The organism is Actinomadura sp. NPDC047616 (assembly GCF_040642915.1).
GTDB classification, from domain to species: Bacteria; Actinomycetota; Actinomycetes; order Streptosporangiales; family Streptosporangiaceae; genus Spirillospora; species Spirillospora miaoliensis.
This window is the reverse complement of the sequence record NZ_JBEYTB010000016.1, coordinates 39,991-65,532: the sequence shown is the minus strand read 5'-3', so window position 1 is coordinate 65,532 and position 25,542 is coordinate 39,991. Positions and strand designations below refer to the sequence as shown.

General features: G+C 73.7%; 21 protein-coding genes and 2 riboswitches. Of the genes, 15 read left to right on the top strand and 6 right to left on the bottom strand.

Annotated elements, in window-relative coordinates:
• Positions 1 to 187: 187 nt before the first annotated feature.
• From ABZ801_RS31695 to ABZ801_RS31680, 4 genes are all read left to right on the top strand, one after another.
• On the top strand, positions 188 to 670 hold the full coding sequence (locus ABZ801_RS31695; RefSeq protein WP_344944026.1) for a cation:proton antiporter regulatory subunit: 483 nt from the start codon (positions 188 to 190) through the stop codon (positions 668 to 670).
• A 7-nt stretch (positions 671 to 677) separates the two neighbouring features.
• Positions 678 to 1,976 (top strand): cation:proton antiporter, encoded by a 1,299-nt coding sequence (locus tag ABZ801_RS31690; RefSeq protein ID WP_360704858.1) that lies wholly within the window; start codon positions 678 to 680, stop codon positions 1,974 to 1,976.
• Positions 1,977 to 2,090: 114 nt separating this feature from the next.
• On the top strand, positions 2,091 to 2,681 hold the full coding sequence (locus ABZ801_RS31685; protein WP_360704855.1) for a TIGR03086 family metal-binding protein: 591 nt from the start codon (positions 2,091 to 2,093) through the stop codon (positions 2,679 to 2,681).
• A gap of 130 nt (positions 2,682 to 2,811) precedes the next feature.
• Entirely contained in the window at positions 2,812 to 3,777 is a 966-nt protein-coding gene (locus ABZ801_RS31680) for a PDR/VanB family oxidoreductase (RefSeq protein WP_360704852.1), read from the top strand.
• A gap of 72 nt (positions 3,778 to 3,849) precedes the next feature.
• Here the strand turns inward: ABZ801_RS31680 and ABZ801_RS31675 are convergent, their stop codons facing one another.
• From ABZ801_RS31675 to ABZ801_RS31655, 5 genes are all read right to left on the bottom strand, one after another.
• Positions 3,850 to 4,368 carry an inorganic diphosphatase gene (locus tag ABZ801_RS31675; protein WP_360704849.1) on the bottom strand — a complete coding sequence of 173 codons (519 nt, stop codon included), beginning with the start codon at positions 4,366 to 4,368 and terminating at the stop codon, positions 3,850 to 3,852.
• A gap of 16 nt (positions 4,369 to 4,384) precedes the next feature.
• On the bottom strand, positions 4,385 to 5,371 hold the full coding sequence (locus tag ABZ801_RS31670; protein WP_360704847.1) for an SDR family oxidoreductase: 987 nt from the start codon (positions 5,369 to 5,371) through the stop codon (positions 4,385 to 4,387).
• A 204-nt stretch (positions 5,372 to 5,575) separates the two neighbouring features.
• Positions 5,576 to 6,682, bottom strand: a complete 1,107-nt coding sequence (locus ABZ801_RS31665) for an FUSC family protein (RefSeq protein WP_360704844.1) — start codon at positions 6,680 to 6,682, stop codon at positions 5,576 to 5,578.
• Positions 6,683 to 6,816: 134 nt separating this feature from the next.
• Positions 6,817 to 8,568 (bottom strand): phosphomethylpyrimidine synthase ThiC, encoded by a 1,752-nt coding sequence (gene thiC, locus ABZ801_RS31660; protein WP_360704841.1) that lies wholly within the window; start codon positions 8,566 to 8,568, stop codon positions 6,817 to 6,819.
• A riboswitch (TPP riboswitch) is annotated at positions 8,566 to 8,677 on the bottom strand. (Overlaps the previous gene by 3 nt.)
• Positions 8,678 to 8,684: 7 nt before the next feature.
• Positions 8,685 to 9,221, bottom strand: a complete 537-nt coding sequence (locus tag ABZ801_RS31655) for an NUDIX hydrolase (RefSeq protein ID WP_360704838.1) — start codon at positions 9,219 to 9,221, stop codon at positions 8,685 to 8,687.
• 208 nt (positions 9,222 to 9,429) lie between these two features.
• Here ABZ801_RS31655 and ABZ801_RS31650 point away from each other — a divergent pair, with 208 nt between their 5' ends.
• From ABZ801_RS31650 to ABZ801_RS31605, 10 genes are all read left to right on the top strand, one after another.
• Positions 9,430 to 10,251, top strand: a complete 822-nt coding sequence (locus tag ABZ801_RS31650; protein ID WP_360705172.1) for a CDP-alcohol phosphatidyltransferase family protein — start codon at positions 9,430 to 9,432, stop codon at positions 10,249 to 10,251.
• Positions 10,248 to 12,746 carry a mannose-1-phosphate guanyltransferase gene (locus ABZ801_RS31645; protein WP_360704835.1) on the top strand — a complete coding sequence of 833 codons (2,499 nt, stop codon included), beginning with the start codon at positions 10,248 to 10,250 and terminating at the stop codon, positions 12,744 to 12,746. The genes ABZ801_RS31650 and ABZ801_RS31645 overlap by 4 nt, the downstream gene beginning before the upstream one ends.
• A gap of 95 nt (positions 12,747 to 12,841) precedes the next feature.
• Positions 12,842 to 13,492 (top strand): LysE family translocator, encoded by a 651-nt coding sequence (locus ABZ801_RS31640; protein ID WP_360704832.1) that lies wholly within the window; start codon positions 12,842 to 12,844, stop codon positions 13,490 to 13,492.
• Between the two features lie 168 nt (positions 13,493 to 13,660).
• Positions 13,661 to 14,530, top strand: a complete 870-nt coding sequence (locus ABZ801_RS31635) for a DUF881 domain-containing protein (RefSeq protein WP_360704829.1) — start codon at positions 13,661 to 13,663, stop codon at positions 14,528 to 14,530.
• Positions 14,531 to 14,561: 31 nt separating this feature from the next.
• Positions 14,562 to 14,894, top strand: a complete 333-nt coding sequence (locus tag ABZ801_RS31630) for a small basic family protein (protein ID WP_344943991.1) — start codon at positions 14,562 to 14,564, stop codon at positions 14,892 to 14,894.
• Positions 14,891 to 15,661, top strand: coding sequence for a DUF881 domain-containing protein (locus tag ABZ801_RS31625; protein WP_360704826.1), 771 nt, complete (start codon positions 14,891 to 14,893; stop codon positions 15,659 to 15,661). The genes ABZ801_RS31630 and ABZ801_RS31625 overlap by 4 nt, the downstream gene beginning before the upstream one ends.
• Positions 15,662 to 15,947: 286 nt before the next feature.
• Positions 15,948 to 16,487 (top strand): FHA domain-containing protein, encoded by a 540-nt coding sequence (locus ABZ801_RS31620; protein WP_344943986.1) that lies wholly within the window; start codon positions 15,948 to 15,950, stop codon positions 16,485 to 16,487.
• Between the two features lie 121 nt (positions 16,488 to 16,608).
• Positions 16,609 to 17,331, top strand: coding sequence for a MerR family transcriptional regulator (locus ABZ801_RS31615; RefSeq protein WP_344943983.1), 723 nt, complete (start codon positions 16,609 to 16,611; stop codon positions 17,329 to 17,331).
• 142 nt (positions 17,332 to 17,473) lie between these two features.
• Positions 17,474 to 17,944 (top strand): bifunctional nuclease family protein, encoded by a 471-nt coding sequence (locus tag ABZ801_RS31610; protein WP_285494683.1) that lies wholly within the window; start codon positions 17,474 to 17,476, stop codon positions 17,942 to 17,944.
• Between the two features lie 946 nt (positions 17,945 to 18,890).
• Complete coding sequence (locus tag ABZ801_RS31605; protein ID WP_360704822.1) at positions 18,891 to 19,490, top strand: MerR family transcriptional regulator; 600 nt, start codon at positions 18,891 to 18,893, stop codon at positions 19,488 to 19,490.
• Between the two features lie 53 nt (positions 19,491 to 19,543).
• Here the strand turns inward: ABZ801_RS31605 and ABZ801_RS31600 are convergent, their stop codons facing one another.
• Positions 19,544 to 22,036, bottom strand: coding sequence for a flippase-like domain-containing protein (locus tag ABZ801_RS31600; protein ID WP_344943975.1), 2,493 nt, complete (start codon positions 22,034 to 22,036; stop codon positions 19,544 to 19,546).
• A 272-nt stretch (positions 22,037 to 22,308) separates the two neighbouring features.
• A riboswitch (glycine riboswitch) is annotated at positions 22,309 to 22,405 on the top strand.
• A gap of 178 nt (positions 22,406 to 22,583) precedes the next feature.
• Between ABZ801_RS31600 and gcvP the strand changes: the two genes are divergently transcribed.
• A complete protein-coding gene (gcvP, locus tag ABZ801_RS31595) occupies positions 22,584 to 25,463 on the top strand; it encodes an aminomethyl-transferring glycine dehydrogenase (RefSeq protein WP_360704819.1) in 2,880 nt (959 codons plus the stop codon).
• Positions 25,464 to 25,542: the final 79 nt, after the last annotated feature.

The window sequence follows — 25,542 nt, the reverse complement described above, 5'->3', positions numbered from 1 at the left end:
GACTTTCTCCCCTAGAGCACACCAATCCCTCTAGAGCGTCTCTTCGCCCCCTAGGGTGGCGGATCGTTACAGACCGTGCGCATGGTGCACTACCATGCGCATGGGTCAAACGATCATATTGCGGGCACATGTCCGCAGGTCCGGGCCCGTGACGGGGGCCGAGCGGACGGGCGCAGAGGGAGAGGTCATGGACGTCGAACGGACGACACTGCCGGGGATCGGGTTGCGGCACGTGCTCACCACCAGCCGCGGCCGCCAGATCGGGGTGGTGACGCACCGCACCGACCGACGTGACCTCGTCATCTACGACAAGGAGGACCCGGACACCTGCGTGGTGTCGGTCGCGCTGACCGGCGAGGAGGCCAACGCGCTGGCCGAGCTGCTCGGCTCGGGCCGGGTCGTGGAGCGCCTGGCCGAGCTGCACCGCGAGGTGGAGGGCCTGGTCACCGAGCAGTTCCCGATCGCCGCGGGCTCGCCGTTCGACGGGCGCCCGCTCGCCGACACCCAGGCGCGCACCCGCACCGGCGCGTCCATCGTCGCCGTGGTGCGCGAGGGCCGCGTGCACGCCAGCCCCCGCCCCCACTTCGTCTTCCACGAGGGCGACACCGTCGTCGTGGTCGGCACCGCGGAGGGCACCGCCGCCGTCGCCGAGATCCTGGCGAGCGGGTGAGGCGGGGATGCACTCTGCCGTTCAGCTCATCGAACTCGGTGCGATCATCCTGGCCCTCGGCCTGCTGGGCGCCGTGGCCGTGCGGTTCTCGATCTCGGCGATCCCGCTGTACCTGGTGGCCGGGCTGGCGTTCGGCTCCGGCGGCGTGCTGCCGCTGACGACCAGCGAGGAGTTCGTCTCCATCGGCGCCGAGGTCGGGGTGATCCTGCTGCTGTTCACCCTCGGCCTGGAGTACACCGCCGGCGAGCTGGTCGGCACGCTGCGCACCTCGGCGCCGGTCGGGCTGGCCGACCTGGTGCTGAACGCCGCGCCCGGCGTGGTGGCGGCGCTGCTGCTCGGCTGGGGCCCGGTCGCGGCCGTCGTCATGGGCGGCGTCACCTACGTCACCTCCTCCGGCATCACCGCCAAGGTGATGGGCGACCTGGGCTGGCTGGGCAACCGGGAGACCCCCAGGGTGCTGTCGGTGCTGGTCTTCGAGGACCTGGCGATGGCCGCCTACCTGCCCATCCTCACCACGCTGCTGGCCGGGGCCGGGCTGGTGGCCGGGGCCACCACTCTGGCGATCGCCGCCGCCACCATCACCGTGATCCTGGTCGTCGCGCTGCGCTGGGGACGCCTGGTGGAGCGGTTCGTCGCCAGCCCCACCGACGAGGTGCTGCTGCTGAAGGTGCTCGGCCTGACGCTGCTGGTCGCCGGGCTGGCCCAGCAGCTGCAGGTGTCGGCGGCGGTCGGCGCGTTCCTGGTGGGCATCGCACTGTCGGGGCCGCTGGCGCACTCGGCGCGCGAGGTGCTCACGCCGCTGCGGGACCTGTTCGCCGCGGTGTTCTTCGTCTTCTTCGGCCTGCACACCGACCCGGCCGAGCTGCCGCCCGTGCTCGGCGTGGCCGCGCTGCTCGCCGTGGCCGGGATCGCGACCAAGCTGGCCACCGGCTGGCTGGCCGCGCGCCAGGCGGGCGTGGCCGCCACCGGCCGGCTGCGCGCCGGGGCCGCGCTGGTGCCGCGCGGCGAGTTCAACATCGTCATCGCCGGGCTGGCCGTCTCCGCCGGGATCAACCCGCGGCTCGGGCCGCTGGCCGCCGCGTACGTGCTGATCCTGGCGATCGCCGGGCCGCTGCTGGCCCGCGGCGCCGAGCCGCTCGCCCGCAAGCTGCGCCACAAGCACCGGCCCGAGAAGGCGATCGACGACGACGCGCCCATCCTCGGACGCTCCGACGGAGGCTCGGACGGGCGCTCTGACGGAGGCTCCGCCGGGCGCTCCGACGCCGACGACGACGATCCCAGCCCGGCCGCGCGCACCGTCGGCTGACCGGCCGATGAATTCCAGGGACGCACCAGGTCTGTTCCGGTGAGGATGAGGTCCGGGGGCGCCGTGCGCGTCACGGCGGCCCCGGACGCCGCAACGAACAGAGGAGCGATCCCCATGAACGCCGCACCCGACCTCGGACCGGCCGCCCGCCGCCTGGGCGACCTGGTCGCCGGCGCCCCCGACGACCGGCTCGCCGCCCCGACGCCCTGCGCGGAGTACACCGTGGGCGACCTGATCGACCACATCGGCGGGCTGGCGCTGGGATTCACCTACGCGGCGACCAAGAGCGCCGGCGAGGGCACCGACGGCCGCCCGTCCGGCGACGCCTCCCGCCTCGGCGACGCCTGGCGCACCGAGATCCCCCAACGGCTGGGCGCGCTCGCCGACGCCTGGCGCGACCCGGCCGCCTGGACCGGCATGACGCAGGCGGGGGGCGTCAAGCTGCCCGGCGAGGTGGCGGGCATGTTCGCGCTGGACGAGCTGGTCGTGCACGGCTGGGACCTGGCCCGCGCCATCGGCCGCCCCTACGAGCCCGCGGCGGCCGAGGTGGAGGCCTGTCTGGCGCTGCTGACCGGCATGGCCGGGCAGATCGACGGCGAGAGCCCCTTCGGGCCGCCGGTCCGCGTGCCCGACGCCGCCCCGCCGCTCGACCGGCTCGTCGGCCTCACCGGACGCGACCCCGCCTGGACGCCCTCGGCCGCCTGACCACGGGCCGCATGCTCGTCCGGTGTCTTTCCGTTCGCCGGAAAGGCGCCTTCTGCGCGCCGGGGGCCGTGCCCGAAGCTTCCGGGTGACCGTCCCCCCGGCCCCCGGCGGCGCCGAAGGAGAGCAGAGCATGCCCGTGCAGGATCTTCCCCGTACCGAGGTTGACCTGGACGTCGTCCTGGAGAGCAGGCGGCCCGTCGCCGACGACGTGGTGCTGCTGACGCTGCGCCGCCCGGACGGCGAGCCGTTCCCCTCCTGGGAACCCGGCGCGCACGTCGACCTGGTGCTCGCCCCCGGCCTGGTCCGCCAGTACTCGCTGTGCGGCGACCCCGCCGACCGGTCGGTGCTGCGGATCGCGGTGCTGCGGGAACGGGACGGCCGCGGCGGCTCCCGGCACGTGCACGAACGGCTGGCCGAAGGCGACCGGCTGGTGGTCCGCGGCCCCCGCAACCACTTCCCGCTGGTCGCGGCGGACCGCTACCTGTTCATCGCGGGCGGCATCGGCATCACGCCGATCGTGCCGATGCTGGCCGCCGCCCAGGCGTCCGGCGCCGACTGGAGGCTCGTGTACGGGGGCCGCACGCGCGCGACCATGGCCTTCCGCGCCGACCTGGAACGCGCGTACGGCGACCGCGTCAGCGTCCGTCCCCAGGACGAGACGGGCCTGCTCGATCTCGACGCCCTGCTCGGCGTGCCCGACGACCGCACCAAGGTGTACTGCTGCGGCCCCGAGCCGCTGCTGGCCGCGGTGGAGGAGCGCTGCGCCGCCTGGCCGCCCGGCGCCCTGCACGTCGAACGCTTCACCCCCAAGGACGACACCGGCCCGCGCGAGTCGTTCGAGGTGGAGCTGGCGCGCTCCGGCAGGACGCTGACCGTGCCGCCCGGCAAGTCCATCCTGCAGGTGGTGGAGGAGGCGGGCCTCCAGGTGCTGTCGTCCTGCCGGGAGGGCACGTGCGGCACCTGCGAGACCGAGGTGCTCGACGGCGAGCCGGACCACCGCGACTCGGTGCTCACCGACGAGGAACGCCGCTCCGGCGAGATCATGATGATCTGCGTCTCCCGCGCCCGCGGCGCCCGCCTCACCCTCGACCTGTGAGCCCCCGCTCCCGCCTTCTCACCACGACGACCCGCCCCTCAGGACCACACGTCCCTCACGCCGACGTGCCGCTCACGACGACGCGGAGGCGGTGCGGCCGCGCAGGCCGTCCTGGGCGTGCGCCCGGTCGAACGACGCGGAGACCTCCCGCTCGGCCGCCGCGCGGTCCTGCCAGCCGCGCACGTCGGACTCCTTGCAGGGCTCCAGCTCCTTGTAGATGTCGAAGAAGTGGCCGATCTCGGCCAGCACGTGCGCGGGCACGTCGGCCAGCTCCCGCAGCTCCGCGTACCGGGGGTCGCGCGCGGGCACGGTGAGGATCTTGGCGTCCGGTCCCTGCTCGTCCAGCATCCAGAACACCCCGAGCGGCCGGACCGAGACCAGGCAGCCGGGGAACGTCGGCTCCTCCAGCAGCGCCATGGCGTCCAGCGCGTCCCCGTCCTCGGCGCGCGTGCCGGGGATGAAACCGTAGTCGACCGGATACTGCGTCGCGGTGAACAGCAGCCGGTCGAGCCGGATGCGTCCCAGCCCGTGGTCCATCTCGTACTTGTTGCGCGACCCCTTCGGGATCTCCACGACGATGTCGAACTCCACCCCCGCCTCCTTGGTTCTACCGCGTGCCCGCGCGCTCCTGCCCGAGCCGTCCCGCCACCGCCACGGCGGCCGCGCCCACGGCGGTCACGGCCGCGGCGCGGCGCAGCGCGTGCCCGCCGCCGTCCCAGCCGCCGTGCACCGAGCCGGTGTCGACCGTGGGCGTGTGCACGATCCCCGACGTGGCCGGGGCCAGGTCCTTGCGCGACAGGTGGTGACGGTCCACCTGCCGGGCCATGCCGCGCTCCAGCATCCGCCGGTTCAGCCGGGCCTGCAGCCGCACCAGGCGACCGGCGCGGCCGACCACCACCTCCGGGACGGGCGAGCGCAGCAGCCCGACGATCGCCCGCGCCACGCTCTCGGGCGCGTACACCGGCGGCATCGCCACGACCCGGCGGCCGGTGTAGTTGGCCGCGTGCTGGAACAGCGGCGTGTCGATCGTGGCGGGCAGCACCGTGCACACCTTCACCTTGTGCTCGCCCCGCACCCGCAGCTCCTGGCGGATGCTGGCGCTCAGTGCGGACACCGCGGCCTTGGACATCGTGTACGCGGTCGAGTACGGCTGCGGCGCGACCGCCGCCACCGACGACACGTTCACCAGCACGCCCCGCCTGGCGCGGCGCAGGTACGGCAGCGCCGCCCGCGCACCGTGCACGTAGCCCATCACGTTGACGTCCAGGACGCGGCGGAAGTCCTCCAGCGGCACGTCCTCGAACGGCCCGAACAGCGACACCGCCGCCGCGTTCACCCACATGTCGACGCGGCCGAAGCGGCCGGCGGCCCGCCGCGCCAGCTCCTCGACCGACCGGTCGTCGGTGACGTCGGTGGGCACGACCAGCGCCTGCCCGCCCCGCCGGCGGCACTCGACCGCGACCTCCTCCAGCGCGTGCCCGCGGCGGGCCGCCAGCACCACCGCCGCGCCCTTGTCCGCGAAGGCCAGCGCGGTGGCGCGGCCGATGCCGCTGGACGCGCCGGTGATCACGACGACGGCGTTCTTGGCTCTCACACGGACCTCCTTCGCACTGGCGCACCGGCCGGTCCGGCCGTGCCGGTCCGACCGGGGCCGACCGGGGCCGACCGTGCGGCCACATACCCGAGGCCGCGCGTGACATGCGGACACGCGCGGGGTACCCGGCGCGTTGTCCGAACAATGGTGATTTGGCCGTCCACGCCCGACCGTCCGGAGCGATCATCCGGCGCGGCCGCGGGGTCACGTCGGAGGCGTGCAGACGTTGTCCAGCAGCAGGCCGCTCAGCCGCAGCAGCTCCTTGCGGGGGTCCCACAGGCCGGGCGCGTCGGTGCCCGCGCCGCGGTACGGCTGCTCCAGCCACTGCTGCAGCCCGCGCGCCTCGGCCGCGTCGTCCCCCGACCCGTCGGGCAGGCTCCGCACCAGCCCGGCCAGCATGTCCAGCTGCCGGGCGTAGCCGTCCCGGAAACGCGCGTCGAGGAGCGCGCCGTCCGGGTCGGTCCGCGACGCCTCCCGCAGCGCGTCGGCGATCGAGCGCACGTACGTGGCGGTGTGGTCGAGGGTGTCCATCAGCCGCAGCGACCGCCAGGCGCCGTGCCCGTCGGCCCGCCGCCGGCGCAGCTTGACGCGGGGATTGGCGCGCAGGCTGTCGCGTCCCTGCTCGCACGCCCGGTACGCGCCGTGGTGGCTGTGGCGCAGCCGCCGTTCGCGTTCCCCCCACCGGGTCCACCCGTCCTCCGCGTCGCCGGCGCCGGGCGGCCGGGTCAGGGACGCCAGCTCCTCCAGCGCGCACGCCAGCTGTTCCTTGAGGTCCCGGACGGCGGCGTCGGCGCGTCCGATGTGCAGGGGCGGGAAGACCAGCGTGTTGACCGCCAGCCCCACGGCCAGGCCCACCCCCACGTCGCCCAGCCGCGGCACCACGTACGACATGACCTCGTGCCCGCCGACGAGCAGCGCGAACAACGCCGTGAACGGCACCTGCGGCGCCTGGTCCCCGAACCCGTGCCAGCTCGACACCAGCAGCGCGACGGCCACCACCACCGCGATGCCGGCCGGGTTCGGCCCGACCGTCATCCCGACAGGGATCGCCAGCAGCGCGCCGACGAGGAACCCGGCCGCGTACGCCAGGCTCTCGCGCAACGAGCGCGCCACCGTCGGGTACACGCCGAGCAACGCCGCCAGCGGCGCGAAGTACGGCTGCCGATGCCCCATCAGGTACCGGGCCGCCAGCCACGCCAGCACGGACGCCAGCACGGCCTTGACCACGATGTGCAGCCGTCCCCGCCAGTAGTGCCACCGGCCGGGCGTCGCCGCCGCCCGCCGGACCACCTCGTCCACTCGACCCGTCACACGATCCGCTCCAAGCACGCGAGGCCCATTACCCGGCCGGAACGCGCCTATCCGGGCACGAAGTGTGATCCGGAGCGTCCCGTCCGTCCCGGACGCGGCGACGCCCGGGACGGACGGGACGGACGGGCGGCGGGTCAGGCGTCCGACGGGGTGATCGGCAGGTAGACGCGGCCGCCGGACGCGGTGAACTCGGCGGCCTTCTCACGCATCCCCGCCGCCAGCGCCTCGGACTCGGGCAGCGCCCGCTCCTCGGCGTACCGGCGCACGTCCTGTGTGATCTTCATCGCACAGAAGTGCGGCCCGCACATCGAGCAGAAGTGCGCGGTCTTGGCGGGCTCGGCCGGGAGCGTCTCGTCGTGGAAGGCGCGGGCGGTGTCGGGGTCCAGGGAGAGGTTGAACTGGTCCTCCCAGCGGAACTCGAACCGCGCGTCCGACAGCGCGTCGTCCCACGCCTGCGCGCCCGGATGCCCCTTGGCCAGGTCCGCGGCGTGCGCGGCGATCTTGTAGGCGATCACGCCCGCCTTGACGTCGTCGCGGTCCGGCAGGCCCAGGTGCTCCTTGGGCGTGACGTAGCACAGCATCGCGGTGCCGTACCAGCCGATCATCGCCGCGCCGATCGCGGAGGTGATGTGGTCGTAGCCGGGCGCGATGTCGGTGGTCAGCGGGCCCAGCGTGTAGAACGGCGCCCCGTCGCACAGCTCCCGCTGCAGGTCGACGTTCTCCTTGATCTTGTGCATGGGGACGTGCCCCGGGCCCTCGTTCATCACCTGGTTGTCGTACTCGGCGGCGATCCGGGTGAGCTCGCCCTGCGTGCGCAGCTCGGCGAACTGCGCCTCGTCGTTGGCGTCGGCGATCGACCCGGGGCGCAGCCCGTCGCCCAGCGACCAGGTGATGTCGTAGGCGGCGAAGATCTCGCACAGCTCGCGGAAGTTGGTGTAGAGGAAGTTCTCCTCGTGGTGCGCCAGGCACCACGCCGCCATGATCGACCCGCCGCGCGACACGATGCCGGTCTTGCGGCGCGCGGTCAGCGGGACGTACCGCAGCAGCACCCCGGCGTGCACGGTCATGTAGTCCACGCCCTGCTCGGCCTGCTCGATGACGGTGTCGCGGAAGATCTCGTAGGTCAGCTCGGCCGGGTCGCCGCCGACCTTCTCCAGCGCCTGGTACAGCGGCACCGTCCCCACCGGGACGGGCGAGTTGCGCAGGATCCACTCGCGCGTGGTGTGGATGTCGCGTCCGGTGGACAGGTCCATGACCGTGTCGGCGCCCCACCGCGTCGCCCAGGTCATCTTCTCCACCTCCTCCTCGATGGAGGAGGTCACCGCGGAATTGCCGATGTTCGCGTTGACCTTGCAGAGGAAGCGGGAGCCGATCACCATCGGCTCGGACTCGGGATGGTTGACGTTGGCGGGCAGCACCGCCCGTCCCGCCGCCAGTTCCGCGCGGACCACCTCGGGCGCCACCCCCTCGCGCAGCGCCGCGAACTCCATCTCCGGTGTGATCTCCCCGCGCCGCGCGTACGCCCGCTGCGTCACCGCCCCGCCGGTGGCCCGGCGCGGCCGGCGCGGCGGGAAGGCCCCCTGGTCACGCAGCGGATCGGCGGACCGGCGGCCATCGTCCTCCAGACGGACGGGCCGCCCCTCGTACTCGGCGGTGTCGCCGCGTTCGGCGATCCACCCGGCCCGCAGGGCGGGCAGGCCGCGCCGCACGTCGACGACGTGGCCCGGATCGGTGTACGGCCCGGAGGTGTCGTACAGCACCACCGTCGCGCCGTTGGTCAGCGCCACCTCCCGCATGGGGACGCGCACGTCGGGACGCGACCCGACGAGATACGTCCTGCGGGCGGGACGGGCGTCGTGGACAGGTGTGGACACGCTGTCGGTCATGATGACGTGATCTCTCCCTACGCCGGCATTACCCGGTCAGGTTCCAGCGGTCGGCGGCCGTCTCAGCCGCGATCTCAGCCCGGTTCGCCGGGCCCCCGCGATCTGTCGCGCCGACGCTAACCCGCCGCACCCCCGTTGCCGCAACCCCGGGACATGAGGTAAAGCAGCGCCGCCGCCGTCGACCCCGAGCCGATCTCGCCCCGGGCCGCCGGCTCCGGCGCGGACGCCAGCGGGACCCACTCGATCCGCTCGGCCTCCACGTCGGCCGGATCGCCGGCGCCGTCGGCGGTGAAGATGTGATGAACGCCATCGTGCACGCCCGGCGACGGGTGGACGTCCAGCAGATGCCGCAGCGGGCCCGGGCGCCACCCGGTCTCCTCGACCAGCTCGCGGGCGGCGGCGTCGGCGGGGTCCTCACCCGGCTCGACCCGCCCGCCGGGGATCTCCCAGCCCCACCGGTCGGTGATGACCCGGTGCCGCCAGATCAGCAGCACACGGCCGTGTCCGTCCAGCGCGGCGACGCCGGCGGCCGGACGCACCCGCAGCAGATGGTGGTCGAAGCGCCGCCCGTCGGGCAGCTCGACGTCGGCCAGCCGGACGGACATGAAGGGGCTGTCGTAGACGGTCCGCTCGCCGTGCAGGGTCCACCGCATGGGCCGGACGCTATCGGGGGCTTTCGCAAGCTGACCGGTAGGGTCAGGATCTAGGGGACAGAGATGCGTGTCCTGCCTGGCCGGTGGGCCCGGACCGAGGAGAGCGAGCGCGTCAGTGATGGCAGTCGTTGGCGGGGGGACGGGGGGCGTGACGCCCCGAGCCGGACGTGGAGCGTCGCCACCCGGTGCACCGGGGGCCGGGGGGCCGCTGCGCGAGCAGCCGCCTCCCGAGAGGGACGACTTCGCGACGGCGTCCGGCCGGATCTGGACGATACCGAACATCCTGAGCTTCGCGCGCCTGCTCGGCGTGCCGCTGTTCCTGTGGCTGGTACTGGTCGGCGCCGACTGGTGGGCGCTGGGCGTGCTGGTGTTCGCCGGCCTGTCGGACTGGCTGGACGGCCGCCTGGCGCGCGCCCTCAACCAGACCAGCAAGCTCGGCATGGTGCTGGACCCGGCCGCCGACCGGCTCTACATCCTGGTCACCCTGATCGGCCTGACCGTCCGCGACGTGATCCCGCTGTGGCTGGTGATCCTGCTCGTCGGCCGGGAGGTCGCGATCACGCCGATCATGCCGCTGATGCGGCGCCTGGGATACGGCGGGACGCTGCCGGTGCACTTCGTGGGCAAGGCCGCCACGCTGTGCCTGCTGTACGCCTTCCCGCTGCTGCTGCTGGGCGACCACGACGGCGCCGTGGCCACCACCGCCAAGATCGTCGGCTGGTGCTTCGCGATCTGGGGGACGGGCCTGTACTGGTGGGCCGCGGCCCTGTACTGGTGGCAGACGCGGCAGCTCATGCTGGCCGGGCCCGCCGGGGACGTCCCCGCCGGGGAACGAACCGGTGGAGAACGAACCGGCGCAGAACCAACCGGCGGGGAACGAACCGGCCGGGACGGGGAAGAACCCACGGGGGAGGCGCCCGCGGGTGAACCACCCGGGCGGCACCAGCACGGCGACGCGTCCGGCGCGCCGCCTCCGGCGGACGGGAGCCCCCCGTCCGGTGAACAGGAGGGAGCGGATAAACCCCGATGAAGGCCGTCGTGATGGCGGGCGGTGAGGGGACGCGGCTGCGCCCGATGACCGCCAACCAGCCCAAGCCCCTGCTCCCGCTCGTCAACCGGCCGATCATGGAACACGTGCTGCGGCTGCTCAAACGGCACGGGTTCACCGAGACCGTGGTGACCGTGCAGTTCCTGGCCGCGCTGATCCGCAACTACTTCGGCGACGGCGAGGAGCTGGGCATGGCGCTCAGCTACGCCACCGAGGACGTGCCGCTGGGCACCGCCGGCAGCGTCAAGAACGCCCAGGAGGCGCTGCGCGACGACCGCTTCCTGGTGATCTCCGGGGACGCGCTCACCGACATCGACCTGACCGACATGGTCCGCGCGCACGAGCGCAACGGCGCCCTGGTCACCATCGGGCTCAAGCGGGTGCCCGACCCGCTGGAGTTCGGCATCATCATCGTGGACGACGAGGGCCGCGTCCAGCGGTTCCTGGAGAAGCCCACCTGGGGCCAGGTGTTCTCCGACACCGTCAACACCGGCATCTACGTCATGGAGCCGGAGGTGCTCGACCACGTCGCCGCCGGCGAGCCGGTCGACTGGTCCGGCGACGTGTTCCCCGAGCTCGTCGCGCGCGGCGCGCCGATCTACGGGTACATCGCCGACTGCTACTGGGAGGACGTCGGCACCCACGACAGCTACCTCAAGGCGCAGGCCGACATGCTGTCCGGGCTCGTCGACGTCGATCTGGGCGGGTTCGAGCTGTCACCCGGGGTGCGCGTGGCCGAGGGCGCCGAGGTCGACGCCGAGGCGGTGCTGAAGGGCCCGCTGTACGTCGGCGACTACGCCAAGGTCGAGGCCGGGGTGGAGCTGCGCGAGTTCACCGTCCTCGGCAGCAACGTGGTGGTCAAGGAGGGCGCGTTCCTGCACCGCGCGATCGTGCACGACAACGTGTTCGTCGGCCCCTCGGCCACCCTGCGCGGCTGCGTGATCGGCAAGAACACCGACATCATGGCCGGTGCCCGCGTCGAGGAGGGCGTGGTGGTCGGCGACGAGTGCGTCATCGAGGCCGAGGCGTACCTGTCCAACCAGGTCAAGGTGTACCCGTTCAAGACCGTCGAGGCCGGCGCGGTGGTCAACACCAGCGTGATCTGGGAGTCGCGCGGGCAGCGCACCCTGTTCGGCCCGCGCGGGGTGTCCGGCCTGGTCAACGTGGAGATCACCCCCGAGCTGGCGGTGCGGCTGGCCAGCGCCTACGCCACCACGCTCACCAAGGGCAGCACCGTCACCACCGGCCGCGACGCCTCCCGCGCCGCCACCACCCTCAAGCGCGCCGTGATCAGCGCGCTGACCTCCAGCGCCATCAACGTCCGCGACCTGGAGGCGTGCCCGCTGCCGATGGCCCGCCACGAGACCGCGCGCGAGGAGTGCGCGGGCGGCATCTACATCCGCACCACCCCCGGCGACCCGCAGGGCGTGGACATGCTGTTCATGGACGCCGACGGCGCCGACCTGTCCCAGGCCGCCCAGCGCAAGCTGGAGCGGGTGTTCGGCCGCCGGGAGTACCGGCGCGCCTTCCCCGGCGAGATCGCCGAGCTGACCTATCCGGCCCGCACCGTCGGCACCTACACCCACGAGCTGCTGCGCGACGTCGACATGTCCGGGGTGCGCGAGGCCGGGCTGAAGATCGTGCTGGACTGCGCGGGCGGCACCACCTCGCTGGTGCTGCCGACGCTGCTGGGCAGGGTCGGGGTGGAGGTGCTGACCCGCAACAACGCCCTGGACGAGGCCAACCCCACAGAGACGCTCGCCGAGCGCATGCGCGACCTGCAGCGCCTGGGCGAACTGGTGTCCTCGGCGCGCGCGGCGTTCGGCGTGCGGTTCGACCCGGTGGGGGAGCGGATCTCGCTGGTCGACGAGAACGGCGAGCTGATCGGCGACGGCCGGGCCCTGCTGGTCATGCTGGACCTGGTGGCCGCCGAACGGCGCGGCGGACGGGTCGCGCTGCCGGTCACCACCACCCGCGTCGCCGAGCAGGTCTGCCGCTTCCACGGCGTGCAGGTCGAGTGGACCTCCACCGCCCAGGACGTGCTCACCCGCGCCGCCGCCCAGCCCGGGGTGATCTTCGCCGGGGACGGCCGCGGCGGCTTCATCATGCCGGAGTTCAGCACCACGGTGGACGGCATCGCCGCGTTCGTCCGCCTGGTCGGCCTGGTCGCGCGGACCCGGCTGACGTTGTCGCAGATCGACCGGCGCATCCCCGAGGCGCACCTGCTCAGCCGCTCGGTGCCCACCCCGTGGGCGGCCAAGGGCGGCGTGATGCGGCATGTGGTGGAGGCGGCGGGCGACCGCACGATCGACACCACCGACGGCGTGCGCGTCGTCGAGGACGACGGCCGCTGGGTTCTGGTGCTGCCCGACCCCGCCCAGCCCGTCACCCGCCTGTGGGCCGAGGGCCCCGACGCCGACTCCACACAGGCCCTGCTGGAGGAGTGGGCCGCCGTCGTCGAACGCGCCGGCACCTAGCCCGCCGGCACCTTGCCCGCCGGAACGCGCCGGCGTCTGGCCCCAAGATCACGGCAACCGCTAGCATCGAGGGACATTTCCGGCAGGGGGGTTCGATGATTTCCTTCGGTGCGTTTCTCGGCATCGCGGCGGTGGCGCTCGGCCTGGTGCTGACGCCCGGCCCGAACATGATCTACCTGGTGTCCAGGTCGATCATTCAGGGCCGCCGGGCCGGGCTCATCTCGCTGGGCGGGGTGGCGACCGGCTTCGTCCTCTACGTCGTCGCCGCCACCGTCGGTCTGACCGCGGTGTTCACGCTGGTCCCCGCCGTCTACACCGCGATCAAACTGGCCGGTGCCGCCTACCTGCTGTGGCTGGCCTGGCAGGCCCTGCGCCCCGGCGGAACGGCGGTGTTCGCGCCGCGCGACCTGCCCGCCGACCCGCCGCGCCGCCTGTTCGTCATGGGCCTGGTCACCAACCTGCTCAACCCGAAGATCGCCATCCTGTACGTGTCGCTGCTGCCGCAGTTCGTCGACCCCGCGCGCGGCCACGTCGCCGCGCAGAGCCTGCTGCTCGGCCTGACCCAGATCGCCATCGCGATCACCGTCAACGGCCTGATCGTGCTGGGCGCGGGCTCGATCGCCCGGTTCCTGGCCCGCCGCCCGGCCTGGCAGCGCGTCCAGCGGTACGTGATGGGCTCGGTCCTGGCCGGCCTCGCGGTGCACCTGGGCCTCGACCGCTCCCGCGCCGCCGCCGTGACGCCCTGACGCGCGGGCGTGACTTCCTGACGCGCGGTCGTGACGGCCGGCCCCGGCGGCGGCGCCGTCCTCCACGTGCGGTCGCCGCGCCCGCGCGGCGGCACGTCCGCCTCCCGCGATGGAGGTCACAGCGGCTGACCTGCGCGTCGTCCCCCGCGGCCTTGCCATGATGGGGCGGTGATCAGCCGAAGACCCGACGCCCCCGGCAGCGGCCGGGAACGTCCGGACGCCACCATGTCGCTGCTGGCCGACCTGTTCGCCGGCAGGCTGCTCGACCCCGGCTACGCCGACGCCGCCGCCCGCCGCGCCGCCGCCGGCGACCTCGCCCCGCGCGGGCGCCTGCGCGGCACCGGCGTGCTGCTGGTCCTGGTGCTGGTCGGCGTGCTGCTGGCCGCCGCGTCCGCGGAGGTGCGGCGCAGCCAGCCGGTCGCCGCCGAGCAGCGGTCCCGGCTCGTCGCGCAGATCCGCGCCCGCACCGGCGACAACGACGCCCTGCAGCAGCGGCTGGAACAGGCCCGCGACGAGACCGAGCGCGCCCGCGCCATGGCGCTGGCCCGCAGCGCCGAGGGACGCCGCGTGCGCGGCGAGCTGTCCACGGCCGCGGCCGCCGCCGCGGCCACCCCCATCTCCGGGGACGGCCTGGTCGTCACCGTCGACGACGCCGACCGGGCCGAGCAGGGCGACCGGCGCGGCGACGAGGGCCGGGTCTATGATCAGGACCTTCAGGTGCTGGTCAACGGGCTGTGGGCGGCCGGGGCCGTCGCCATCGCCGTCAACGGCCAGCGGCTCACCCCGACCACCGCGATCCGCTCGGCGGGGGAGGCCGTGCTGGTGGACTACCGTCCGCTCAGCGGCCCCTACCGGGTGACCGCCGTCGGCGACCCCGGCCGGATGCTCGACGCCTTCGGCGGCTCGGCCGCCGACCGCCGGCTGCGCGCGCTGGAGGACCGCTTCGGCATCCGCTACCGGGTCCGCCGCGTGGAGGGGCTGCGGCTGCCCGCCGCGGGCGTCCTGAGGCTGCGGCACGCCCGCGCGGCCGGCTCGTGAGGGGGAGGACAGTGGAACAGGAGACCCGGTCGTGATCGCGCTCATCGGCCTGGTGATCGGGGTGGCGCTCGGCCTGCTGCTGGACCCGGCCGTCCCGCTGTGGCTGCAGCCCTACCTGCCGATCGCGATCGTGGCGGCGCTGGACGCCCTGTCCGGCGGCGTGCGGGCCCGGCTGGAGGGCGTCTTCGACGAGAAGGTGTTCGTCGTCTCGTTCGTCAGCAACACCGTGATCGCGGCGCTGATCGTCTTCCTGGGCGACCAGCTCGGGGTGGGCTCGCAGCTGTCCACCGGCGTGGTGGTCGTGCTCGGCATCCGCATCTTCTCCAACGCGGCCGCCATCCGCCGCAAGCTGTTCGGCGCATGAGCGGCGCACCCGACGACACGACCGCCGCGCCCGTCGGTACGTCCGGCGAGTCCGGCGACACGACCGCCGCGTCCGGCGAGCGGCCCGGAGGCGCGCGGCTCCTGCTGGACCTGCTGCGCCCGCGCTCCACCCGCGGGCAGTTCCTGGGCGGCCTGCTGTGCCTGGTGCTCGGCTTCGCCGTCGTGGCGCAGGTGCGCGCCACCAAGCACGACGGCGCGTTCGCCACGGCCCGCCAGGACGAGCTCGTGGGCATCCTGTCGGATCTGTCACAGCGGTCCGAGCGGCTGCGCGCCGACATCCGGGAGCTGGAGGACACCAAGGCCGGGCTGGAACGCGACGCGCAGGGCGAGACCGCACTGCGCGAGGCCCGCGAACGCGCCCGCACCTACGGCCTGCTGGCGGGCACCCTGCCCGCCGAGGGACCCGGCATCGAGCTGGTCATCGACGACCCGCGCGGCGCCGTGCGCGCCCTCAACCTGCTGGACGCCCTGCAGGAGCTGCGCGACGCCGGCGCCGAGGTCATCCAGGTCGGCGACGTGCGGGCCGGGGCCGACACCTACTTCCTGGACGCCCCGGGCGGCGGCGTGCTCGCCGACGGGCGGCGGCTGAGCGTCCCGTACCGCTTCCTGGCCATCGGCGACGCCCACACCATGACCACCGCGCTCAACATCCCCGGCGGCGTCGTGCGGACCCTGCGCGGCCTCGGCGCCACCGTCACGATCACCTCGCGCGCACGGCTGGCGGTCAGCGCGATACGGTCTGGTTAGGGGTATCCGCAAACGGTGATCGATTCGCGTCCCGCGCGGCGGCATAGACCTGCGATCATTGTGAAAGGTAGCTTGGGGGGCCAGCCGGCTCGCCGTTCCGGTTGACCCCTCGGGCCCCACCCGCGTAAGTTGCGGCAACCGTCGCCTGAACGGGCGGCGGGCTGGACCGTGGCCGGGCGGGTCCCCGGTGTGGGGTTGGTAGTAGGGATGCGCGTGGCGCAGGCGGCACCCGCGGCAGCGGGCCGTTCGCGTGCGGCACGCCGATGGTAGGAGGCCGAGCCGATCGATGCCGAGCGTCTACTGCACGCAGTGCGGTCACGCCAACCCGGATGATGCCCGCTTCTGCTCCAATTGCGGCACCCCGCTGACGCGGGGCGCGGGCTCGCCCCTGCCTCCCCGAGAGTCGCCGGGCGAGTCCACCTCGACGATCTCGATCGCGGGGATCGAGGCGCTCGCCGACGACACCGACCAGGCGGCCGAGCCGTTCGGCGCCGACCAGGTCACGGTGGAGGCGCTGCCGCCGGGCACCGCGCTGCTGGTGGTCAAGCGGGGCCCCAACGCGGGCAGCCGCTTCCTGCTGGACAAGGACCGCACGTCCGCCGGCCGCCACCCCGAGAGCGACATCTTCCTCGACGACGTCACCGTCTCGCGCCGGCACGCCGAGTTCGCCCGCGAGGGCGGCGCCTTCTGGGTGCGCGACGTGGGCAGCCTCAACGGCACCTACGTCAACCGGCAGCGGATCGACCAGGCGGGGCTGTCGGGCGGCGACGAGGTCCAGATCGGCAAGTTCCGGCTGGTGTTCCTGACCAACCCGCAGCACGGCTGACCGGGCGGCGATCCGGCGCGCGGGCGGACGACACCATGACGGCGACCACAGCGGCGACCACGACGGCGACCATGACGGCGAGGGGGCACGGCACGGGCACACGGCCGGGAGGAGAGGCACCATGACCGCGCAACCGGCCCGGACCCTGATGACGATCGGGGACGTCCTGGCGCTGCTGCGGCCGGACTTCCCGGACGTCACCATCTCCAAGATCCGTTTCCTGGAGGCGGAGGGCCTGATCGAACCCGCGCGCAGCCCGGCCGGCTACCGCAAGTTCAGTCCGGCCGACGTGGAGCGGCTGCGGTTCATCCTGAGCGCCCAGCGCGACCACTACCTGCCGCTGCGGGTGATCCGCCAGCACCTGGACGCCATGGACCGCGGCGAGCCCGCCCCGGCGCTCGGCTCCCGCCGCGCCGACGGCGCCGCGCGCCGCCCCCGCACCCTGGTCGCCGCCGACGCCACCGCGCCCGTCCCGGCGGTCCGGCTCACCCGCCGCCAGCTGCTCGACGGCGCGGGCATCGACGACGACCTGCTGGCCGAACTGGAGGAGTACGGCCTGGTCCGCCGGACCGGCGCGTACTACGACGCCGAGGCGCTGACGGTGGCCCGCACCGCGGCCGCCCTCGGCCGGTTCGGCGTGCAGGTGCGGCACCTGCGCACGGCCAAGGCCGCCGCCGACCGGCAGGTCGGGCTGATCGAGCAGGTGGTCGCCCCGCAGCTGCGCCGCCGCAGCCCGGGCGCCCACGAGCAGGCCGCCGAGGCCGCCCGCGAGATCGCCGAGCTGTGGGTGCGGCTGCACGAGGCGCTGGTCTCCACGGGGCTGCGCGAAACCCTTGACCCCTGATCATGGGCCGCACGGAGGTTATTGCCGCGCGGTCGGCGGGGGCCACCGTCCGATGCTGGGTGTACGTTGGGCCTTAGGGTTCGGTCAGACATCGATCCGGGCACGTGGTGATCGAAACAGCGAGGACCAGCAGGGAGCCGCAGTGAAGCAGATGGAGGTCGTCGGCGTCCGGGTCGAGATGCCCTCCAATCAGCCGATCGTCCTGTTGAAGGAGAGCGACGGCGACCGGTACCTGCCCATCTGGATCGGGGCGGTCGAGGCGACCGCGATCGCCTTCGCCCAGCAGGGGGTGCTGCCGGCCCGTCCGCTGACCCACGACCTTTTCCGCGACGTGCTGGACGCGCTGAGCGTCCAGCTGCGCACCGTGAACATCACCGCCCTGCGCGAGGGCATCTTCTTCGCCGACCTGGTCTTCTCCAACGGCGTGGAGGTCAGCGCCCGCCCGTCCGACTCGATCGCGCTGGCACTGCGCACCGGCGCGACCATCTTCGCCAGCGAGGACGTGCTCGAGGAGGCCGGCGTCGCCATCCCCGACGAGCAGGAGGACGAGGTCGAGAAGTTCCGGGAGTTCCTCGACACCATCACCCCCGAGGACTTCGGCCGCGCCGGATAGCGTGCCGGGCGGATTCCCCTGCTCGGTGAGCTGCGCTCACCTTCGCCGAAGGCCCGGCCCGCTGTTTCTCCCAGGGGGACGACCCCCTGGAACCCCCGCCCAAGGCGCGCCCCCCGCCTTGCGAGCTGCGCTCACCTTCGCCGCAGACCCGGCCCGCTGTTTCCCCAAGAAGGCCGCCCCCTGGAATTTGCGGTCTCGCTTGTCGATCGGTCGGATCGGGAGCACATTGGGCGCATGGGGCGTCGAGGTGGGGACTCTCTGCGGGACAGGTATCGGCGCTGGTTGAAGCGCGTGAGTGCTGAGGCCGACCGAGAGCTGCGGGAACGTTCGGAGGCGCGCAAGGAGGAAGTGCGCGCACAGATCGATGCGGCGCGAAGGCCGCCGGACTGGAACCGGTACCACAGTCCGGACTGAGCGGTCGCCTGGTCACCTACGCGTGGCCGGGCCATGGGCGCCGAACGGTCCGCGTCCGTGCCGGCCTTCGACCCACCAACGTGCCGGTGGAGCCGGGTCTCCAGAAAAAGTGTGGCCGGTATCGGTTAGGTGGCCGCCGGGTAAGGGCATTGGGCCCGTGAGGATGTGCGGTCGCCGATTCCTGGGGGAGTATGGCGTGTGACGTGCGGCACAGGAGTGCGATGACGGGGCGCCGGGGGGTCGGCGTCCCGGGAGCGGGTGCGCCGCGGATGCAAGATCATGCTCTGATCTGTGTGAACTTGCGGCGCGGGCGGCCGGTCGTTCGGCTCCGGAGGCGGCGGGGTAGGAGAGAATGAGTGCGAAGGTGTGCAGTTTGCCCACGTGAAGGCGGTTCATCCGGGCATGCGACGCGCCGACGACGAACGTTGACCACACTCTGACCGGCACCTACCGTGCTGGTGGAACACTCGTGGCGTCATTCGTCAAACCCCCTTGACGGAACGCCGCGGGCTGATAGAAGCCGGAGGTCCGCGTGGCGGTGAGCAGCGGCGAGGGCAAGGCGACCCCCGACAGGCAGATGGCGTCCCAGCGTGCCGGAGAGCAGGGACTGCTGTTCGACACCGAGGTGTCGGCGCCGCCTGAGGATGTCGGCTACCGCGGCCCGACGGCGTGTGCGGCCGCGGGGATCACCTACCGTCAGCTCGACTACTGGGCGCGCACCGGCCTGGTGGAGCCCAGCGTGCGGGCCGCGCACGGGTCGGGCAGCCAGCGCCTGTACAGCTTCCGCGACATCCTGGTGCTCAAAGTGGTCAAGCGGCTGCTGGACACGGGGGTGTCGCTGCAGCAGATCCGTACCGCCGTGGCGCACCTGCGCGACCGCGGCGTCCAGGACCTGGCGCAGATCACTTTGATGAGCGACGGGGTCAGCGTCTACGAGTGCACCTCGGCCGACGAGGTGGTCGACCTGCTGCAGGGCGGGCAGGGCGTGTTCGGGATCGCGCTGGGCCGGGTGTGGCAGGAGGTCGAGGGCAGCCTCGCCGAGCTGCCCGGCGAGAGAGCCACCGCCGACGGTCCCGCCCAGCATCCCCACGACGAGCTGGCGCACCGCCGCCGCGCCCGCCGGACGGGCTGACGCCCGCGGCGGCCCGGACGAGGCCGCCGCCGTGGCCCCGGCGGGGAGTGGGGCTAGATCGCTTCTTTGCGTTGCAGGTAGGTGAAGGCGGCCCAGCCCGGCAGGACGGGCAGCCAGAAGGTCAGCAGACGGAACAGCAGCACCGCCGAGGTGGCGGTGTCGGCGGTGAGCCCCGAGATCGTCAGCGCCAGCGTCAGGGCGCCCTCGACGGCGCCCAGGCCGCCGGGCGTGGGGGCGGCCGAGCCCAGGGCGTTGCCGGTGAGGAACACCACCGCCACGGCCGTCCAGGGCAGCGACCCGCCGAACGCGCGGATGCAGGCGTCCAGGCACACGATGAACCCCACGGTCAGCAGCAGCGTGCCGCCGGCCCCCTGGACGATCTTGCTGGGTGACTGCAGGACGTCCACCAGCCGCGGCACCACCCCGGAGAACATGCCGCGCAGCCGGGCCGCCACGAACCGCCGCACCTTCGGGATGGTCAGCGCGATCCCGGCCAGCACCGCCAGCCCCAGCAGCACGATCACCACGGTCCGCGACGGGGCCAGGTCCTTGGTGGCGTTGTGGGTCGACCCGGTGATGAACCCGAACACGATCAGCAGCAGGATGTGCGCCACCATGCCCATCAGCTGGGACGCGCCGACGCTGGCGACCGCGGGCCCGGGCCGCACGCCCGAACGCTGCAGGTACCGGGTGTTGAGCGCCACGCCGGTGACCGCGGCGGGCGCGACCAGCTTGACGAACGACGCGGCGAGCTGCACCAGCACGGTGCGGCCCAGCGGCAGCCGCTCGGGCACGAAGCCCATCAGCATCAGCGCCGCCGCCAGGTAGGTGACCGCCGAGGCGGCCAGCCCGACCGCCGCCCACCACCACTCGGCCTGCGAGATCAGGGTGGGCAGGTTCACGCTCGACAGCTGCGGCACCACGATGTAGGCGGCGACGGTCAGCGCGATGATCGACAGGATGGTGCGCGGCCGGAACCGCTCCAGCCGCACCGGTGCGGCCTCGGTCTCCGGCTTGAGCCGCAGGATCTGCTCGCGGATGCGGGGCAGCAGCTCCCTGTCCTGCCGGACGGCCGCGCGGGTGGACCGCGACAGCGCCACCCGCTGCAGCAGCGGCACCGCCCCGGCCAGCGGCCCGTCGCCGAGGACGCGCGCCGCGGAGCGGACGGCGCGTTCCGGCCCGACCCGCAACGCCACCGTGGTGAGCAGCTGCGCCAGGTCGATCCGCAGCGCCACGTCGCCCGCGGCGATCTCGCCCGAGCGGGGGTCGACGACGCGGACGCGGCCGTCGTCGCCGACGAGGATCGCGTCGCCCTCCAGGCGGCGGTGCGCCAGCCGGGCGGCCTGCAGCCGCCGCAGCTGCTGCCACACGTCCTCGAGCAGCTCGTCGGTGATCTCGGCGTCGCGCACGGCGTCCAGCGGCCGCCCGGGCACGTGCTCGTAGGCCAGCAGCGCGGCCTCGGTGCCGACCTCGCAGGTGGCCACCAGCCGCGGCGTGCGCACCCCCGCCGACTCCATGGCGTAGGCCATGAGCGACTCCTGCTCCAGCGAGCGGCGCAGCGAGCGCAGCGCCCGCCGGGTGGAGCCGCCGCGCAGCCGCACCAGCCGCCACACCCGGTACAGCAGCCCGGCGGTCTGCTGGTCGCGGTCCAGGACGGTGACCCGCAGCTGCCAGTCGCCGCCCGGCAGGGGCCGCCCGGTGGCGTCGGCGGGAGCGTCGCCGGGGGAGTGCGCGGTCGCCACGGTGTAGTGGCGCGGATCGTCGGCGGCGCCGGGCACCTGCCGCCCGCGGGTGGGACGCAGCCCCAGCCGTTCCAGCGCGGCCAGCACGGCCGTGCCCGGCGGCCGCGGGTTGGGGGTGCCGACCGCGTACAGGGTGCCGTGGCCGATGGCGCTGCCGAGGCAGTAGGTGGCGGCCAGCGCCGCCACCGACGCGGTCGCGGCGGTGAGGCCGGTCAGCGCGGCCAGCCCGATCATCGTCCAGGTGACGGCCTGCCAGCGGCTTCGGCCCGCCATGCCGACGGCGGTGACGAACGCGATGACCGGCGTGATGTCGGTGTGCACGGGCGCGGTGTCGGTGCCGCCCCAGATCAGGGAGTCCAGCACCCCGCCGGGCGCGGCCGGGACGACCAGGTCGTCCAGCAGGATGGTGAGCACGAACGCGATCACCGCGGCGAGCAGCGCGATCGCGACCCGCACCCCGTCCTTGTGGAACAGCCGCTCGACCGCGAAGGCCACCGGCACCGCCAGCACCCCGAAGCTGGACACCAGCGTGGCCAGGGTGAGCAGGAAGCGGGGGGCGTGCGCGGTGCCCTCGGCGATGTCGGTCTGCAGGCCGTGGGTGGTCTGCTGGGCGAACGACACCAGCAGCATGATCCCGACCAGCCCGGCCACCGAGGCGGCGAACCGGATGGCGTCCGAGGGCCGCCGGATCCGGTCGGGCCGGGCCGGCTCCTCCACCGGCACGCCGACCGTCGCCGCCACGCCGGGAGGCGCCGTCTCCTCCTGGGTCTGCGTCACCGCCGCACCGCCGTCCGGACCTGTCATCATGATGAGCGTTCCAGAACCGGCGGCGTCGCGTCGAGAGGCGCGTGCACCGTGCCGCGCCCCCGTCCGCCCCCGGCCGGGAACAGTTGTCGCCCTGCGCCCGCGGCGATCATCCCGTCCGTGAGCTGTGGTTATCGTACTGGCGACGTGCCGGGGCGGCCGCGCGGGACGCCGCGAGCGCGCGGATTCCGCGCCGTCGGCGTCGCCACGGCCGTCCCCCGGCGGACGATCGTCACGGATCTGTTGGATAGAGTTCCCATATAGGACGCCGTCGACCCTGTGCGGGAGAGACCCCACGCCGCCAGCGTGGGGCGCCGAAGGGGCAAACCCTCCCCGGAACCTCTCAGGCAAAAGGACCGCTCGGGCGAGGCACCTCTGGAAAGCAGGCGCCGCCTTCCGATGGGCGGGGGCGTCTCACCGAAGGGGAAACCCCGTTCCGCGGGTGAAGCTCTCAGGTGCCGAGACAGAGGGGGAGACAGGTCGCCGGACCGCGCCAGCGCGGCGGGCGGCCGCCCTGAGCGACCGCAGCAGCCCAGGAGGATCCCCAATGACCGCCCAGTTCTTCGCCCCGGTGGCGTCGCCGCAGCATCCCCCGACCCGGTTCGCCGACCGGCACATCGGGCCGTCCCCCGACGAGCACGCCCGGATGCTGGCGGCCATCGGCTACTCCGGGGCCGAGGCCCTGGTCGACGACGCGGTGCCCGCCGCGATCCGCACCGCCCGCCCGCTGGACCTGCCGCCCGCCCTCAGCGAGACCGCGGCGCTGGCCCGGCTGCGCGAGCTGGCGAGCCGCAACACCGTGCTCACCTCCATGATCGGCCTGGGCTACCACGGCACGGTCACCCCCGGCGTGATCATGCGGAACGTGCTGGAGAACCCCGGCTGGTACACCGCCTACACGCCCTACCAGCCGGAGATCTCCCAAGGCCGGCTGGAGGCGCTGCTGAACTTCCAGACGGTGGTCGCCGACCTGACGGGGCTGCCGGTCGCGAACGCCTCCATGCTGGACGAGGGCACCGCCGCCGCCGAGGCCATGGCCCTGGCGCACCGCGCGTCCAAGCGCAAGGAGCCCGGCACCTTCCTGGTGGACGCCGACGCGCTGCCGCAGACCATCGAGGTGATCCGCACCCGCGCGATCCCGCTGGGCATCGAGGTGGTCACCGCCGACCTGTCCGGCGGGCTGCCCGACGGCGACTTCTTCGGCGTCCTGCTGCAGTACCCGGGCGCGTCGGGCGCCGTGCGGGACCTGGCGCCGATCACCGAGCAGGCCCACGAGCGCGGCGCCCAGGTCGTGGTGGCCGCGGACCTGCTCGCCTTGACGCTGCTGCGGCCGCCCGGCGAGTCCGGCGCCGACATCGCGGTCGGCTCGGCGCAGCGGTTCGGCGTGCCGTACGGGTTCGGCGGCCCGCACGCCGGATACCTGGCCGTGCGCGAGGGGCTCCAGCGGCAGCTGCCCGGCCGCCTTGTGGGGGTGTCGGTGGACGCCGACGGCGCCACCGCCTACCGGCTGGCGCTGCAGACCCGCGAGCAGCACATCCGCCGCGAGAAGGCCACCAGCAACATCTGCACCGCCCAGGTGCTGCTGGCCGTGATGGCCAGCATGTACGCGGTGTACCACGGGCCCGAGGGGCTGGCGGCGATCGCCCAGCGCGTGCACCGCCGCGCCGCCGAGCTCGCCGCCGGGCTGCGGCGCGGCGGCGTCGAGGTGGTGCACGAGGCGTTCTTCGACACCGTGCTGGCCCGTGTCCCCGGCCGCGCCGACCAGGTCGTGGCCGCCGCCCGCGACCGGGGGATCAACCTGCGCCGCGCCGACGCCGACCACGTCGGGATCGCCTGCGACGAGACCACGCTGCCCGAGCACGTCGCCGCCGTCCTGGACGCCTTCGGCGTGAACCCGGTGCACGAGGAGGACCCGGCCGAGGCGTTCCCCGGCGAGCTGCGCCGCGAGAGCCCGTACCTGACCCACCCGGTGTTCCACGCGCACCGCTCCGAGACGGCGATGCTGCGCTACCTGCGCCGCCTGCAGGACAAGGACATCGCGCTGGACCGGTCGATGATCCCGCTCGGCTCCTGCACGATGAAGCTGAACGCGACCACCGAGATGGAGCCGATCACCTGGCCGGAGTTCGCGAACATCCACCCGTTCGCGCCGGTCGACCAGGCCGCCGGCTACCTGGAGCTGATCGCCGAGCTGGAGGACCGGCTCGCCGAGATCACCGGGTACGCCAAGGTGTCGGTGCAGCCCAACGCCGGGTCCCAGGGCGAGCTGGCCGGGCTGCTGGCCATCCGCGGCTACCACGCCTCCCGCGGCGAGGAGCACCGCACCGTGTGCCTGATCCCGTCGTCGGCCCACGGCACCAACGCCGCCAGCGCCGTCATGGCCGGGATGCGGGTGGTCGTCGTCAAGTGCGACGACCACGGCAACATCGACCTCGACGACCTGCACGCCAAGATCGCCAAGCACCGCGCCGAGCTGGCCGCGATCATGGTGACCTACCCGTCCACCCACGGGGTGTTCGAGGAGACCATCACCGACGTCTGCGCGGCCGTGCACGAGGCGGGCGGCCAGGTGTACGTCGACGGCGCCAACCTCAACGCGCTGGTCGGGCTGGCCCGTCCCGGCGAGTTCGGCTCCGACGTGTCGCACCTGAACCTGCACAAGACGTTCTGCATCCCGCACGGCGGCGGAGGGCCGGGCGTCGGCCCGGTCGGCGTGCGCGAGCACCTGGTGCCGTTCCTGCCCAACCACCCGCTGCGTCCCGAGGCGGGCCCCGCCGGCACCGGCGTGGGGCCGATCTCGGCGGCGCCGTGGGGCTCGGCGGGCATCCTGCCGATCTCCTGGGCCTACATCGCGATGATGGGCCCCGACGGGCTGCGCGCCGCCACCGAGGGCGCCATCATCGCCGCCAACTACCTGGCCAGGCGGCTGGCCCCGCACTACCCGATCCTGTACACCGGCCGCAACGGGCTGGTCGCGCACGAGTGCATCGCCGACCTCCGCAAGATCACCAAGGAGACCGGGATCACCGCCGAGGACGTGGCCAAGCGCCTGATCGACTACGGGTTCCACGCCCCGACCCTGGCGTTCCCGGTGGCCGGCACGCTGATGATCGAGCCCACCGAGAGCGAGGACCTGGCCGAGCTGGACCGGTTCTGCGACGCGATGATCGAGATCCGCCGGGAGATCCAGCGGGTCGCCGACGGCGCCTACGACCGCGACGACAACCCGCTCAAGAACGCCCCGCACACCGCCGCCTGCCTGATCACCGAGGACTGGAAGCACTCCTACTCGCGTGAGGAGGCCGCCTACCCGGTGCCGTCGCTGCGCGAGGGCAAGTACTGGCCGCCGGTGCGCCGCATCGACCAGGCGTACGGCGACCGCAACCTGGTGTGCTCCTGCCCGCCGCCGGAGGCGTTCGAGGACTGACCCGCACCGCCCCGAGAAACGCGCGGGGCACGCGCCGCGGGACGGCACGGACACCGATGATCAAGCCCTTCGGTTTTCG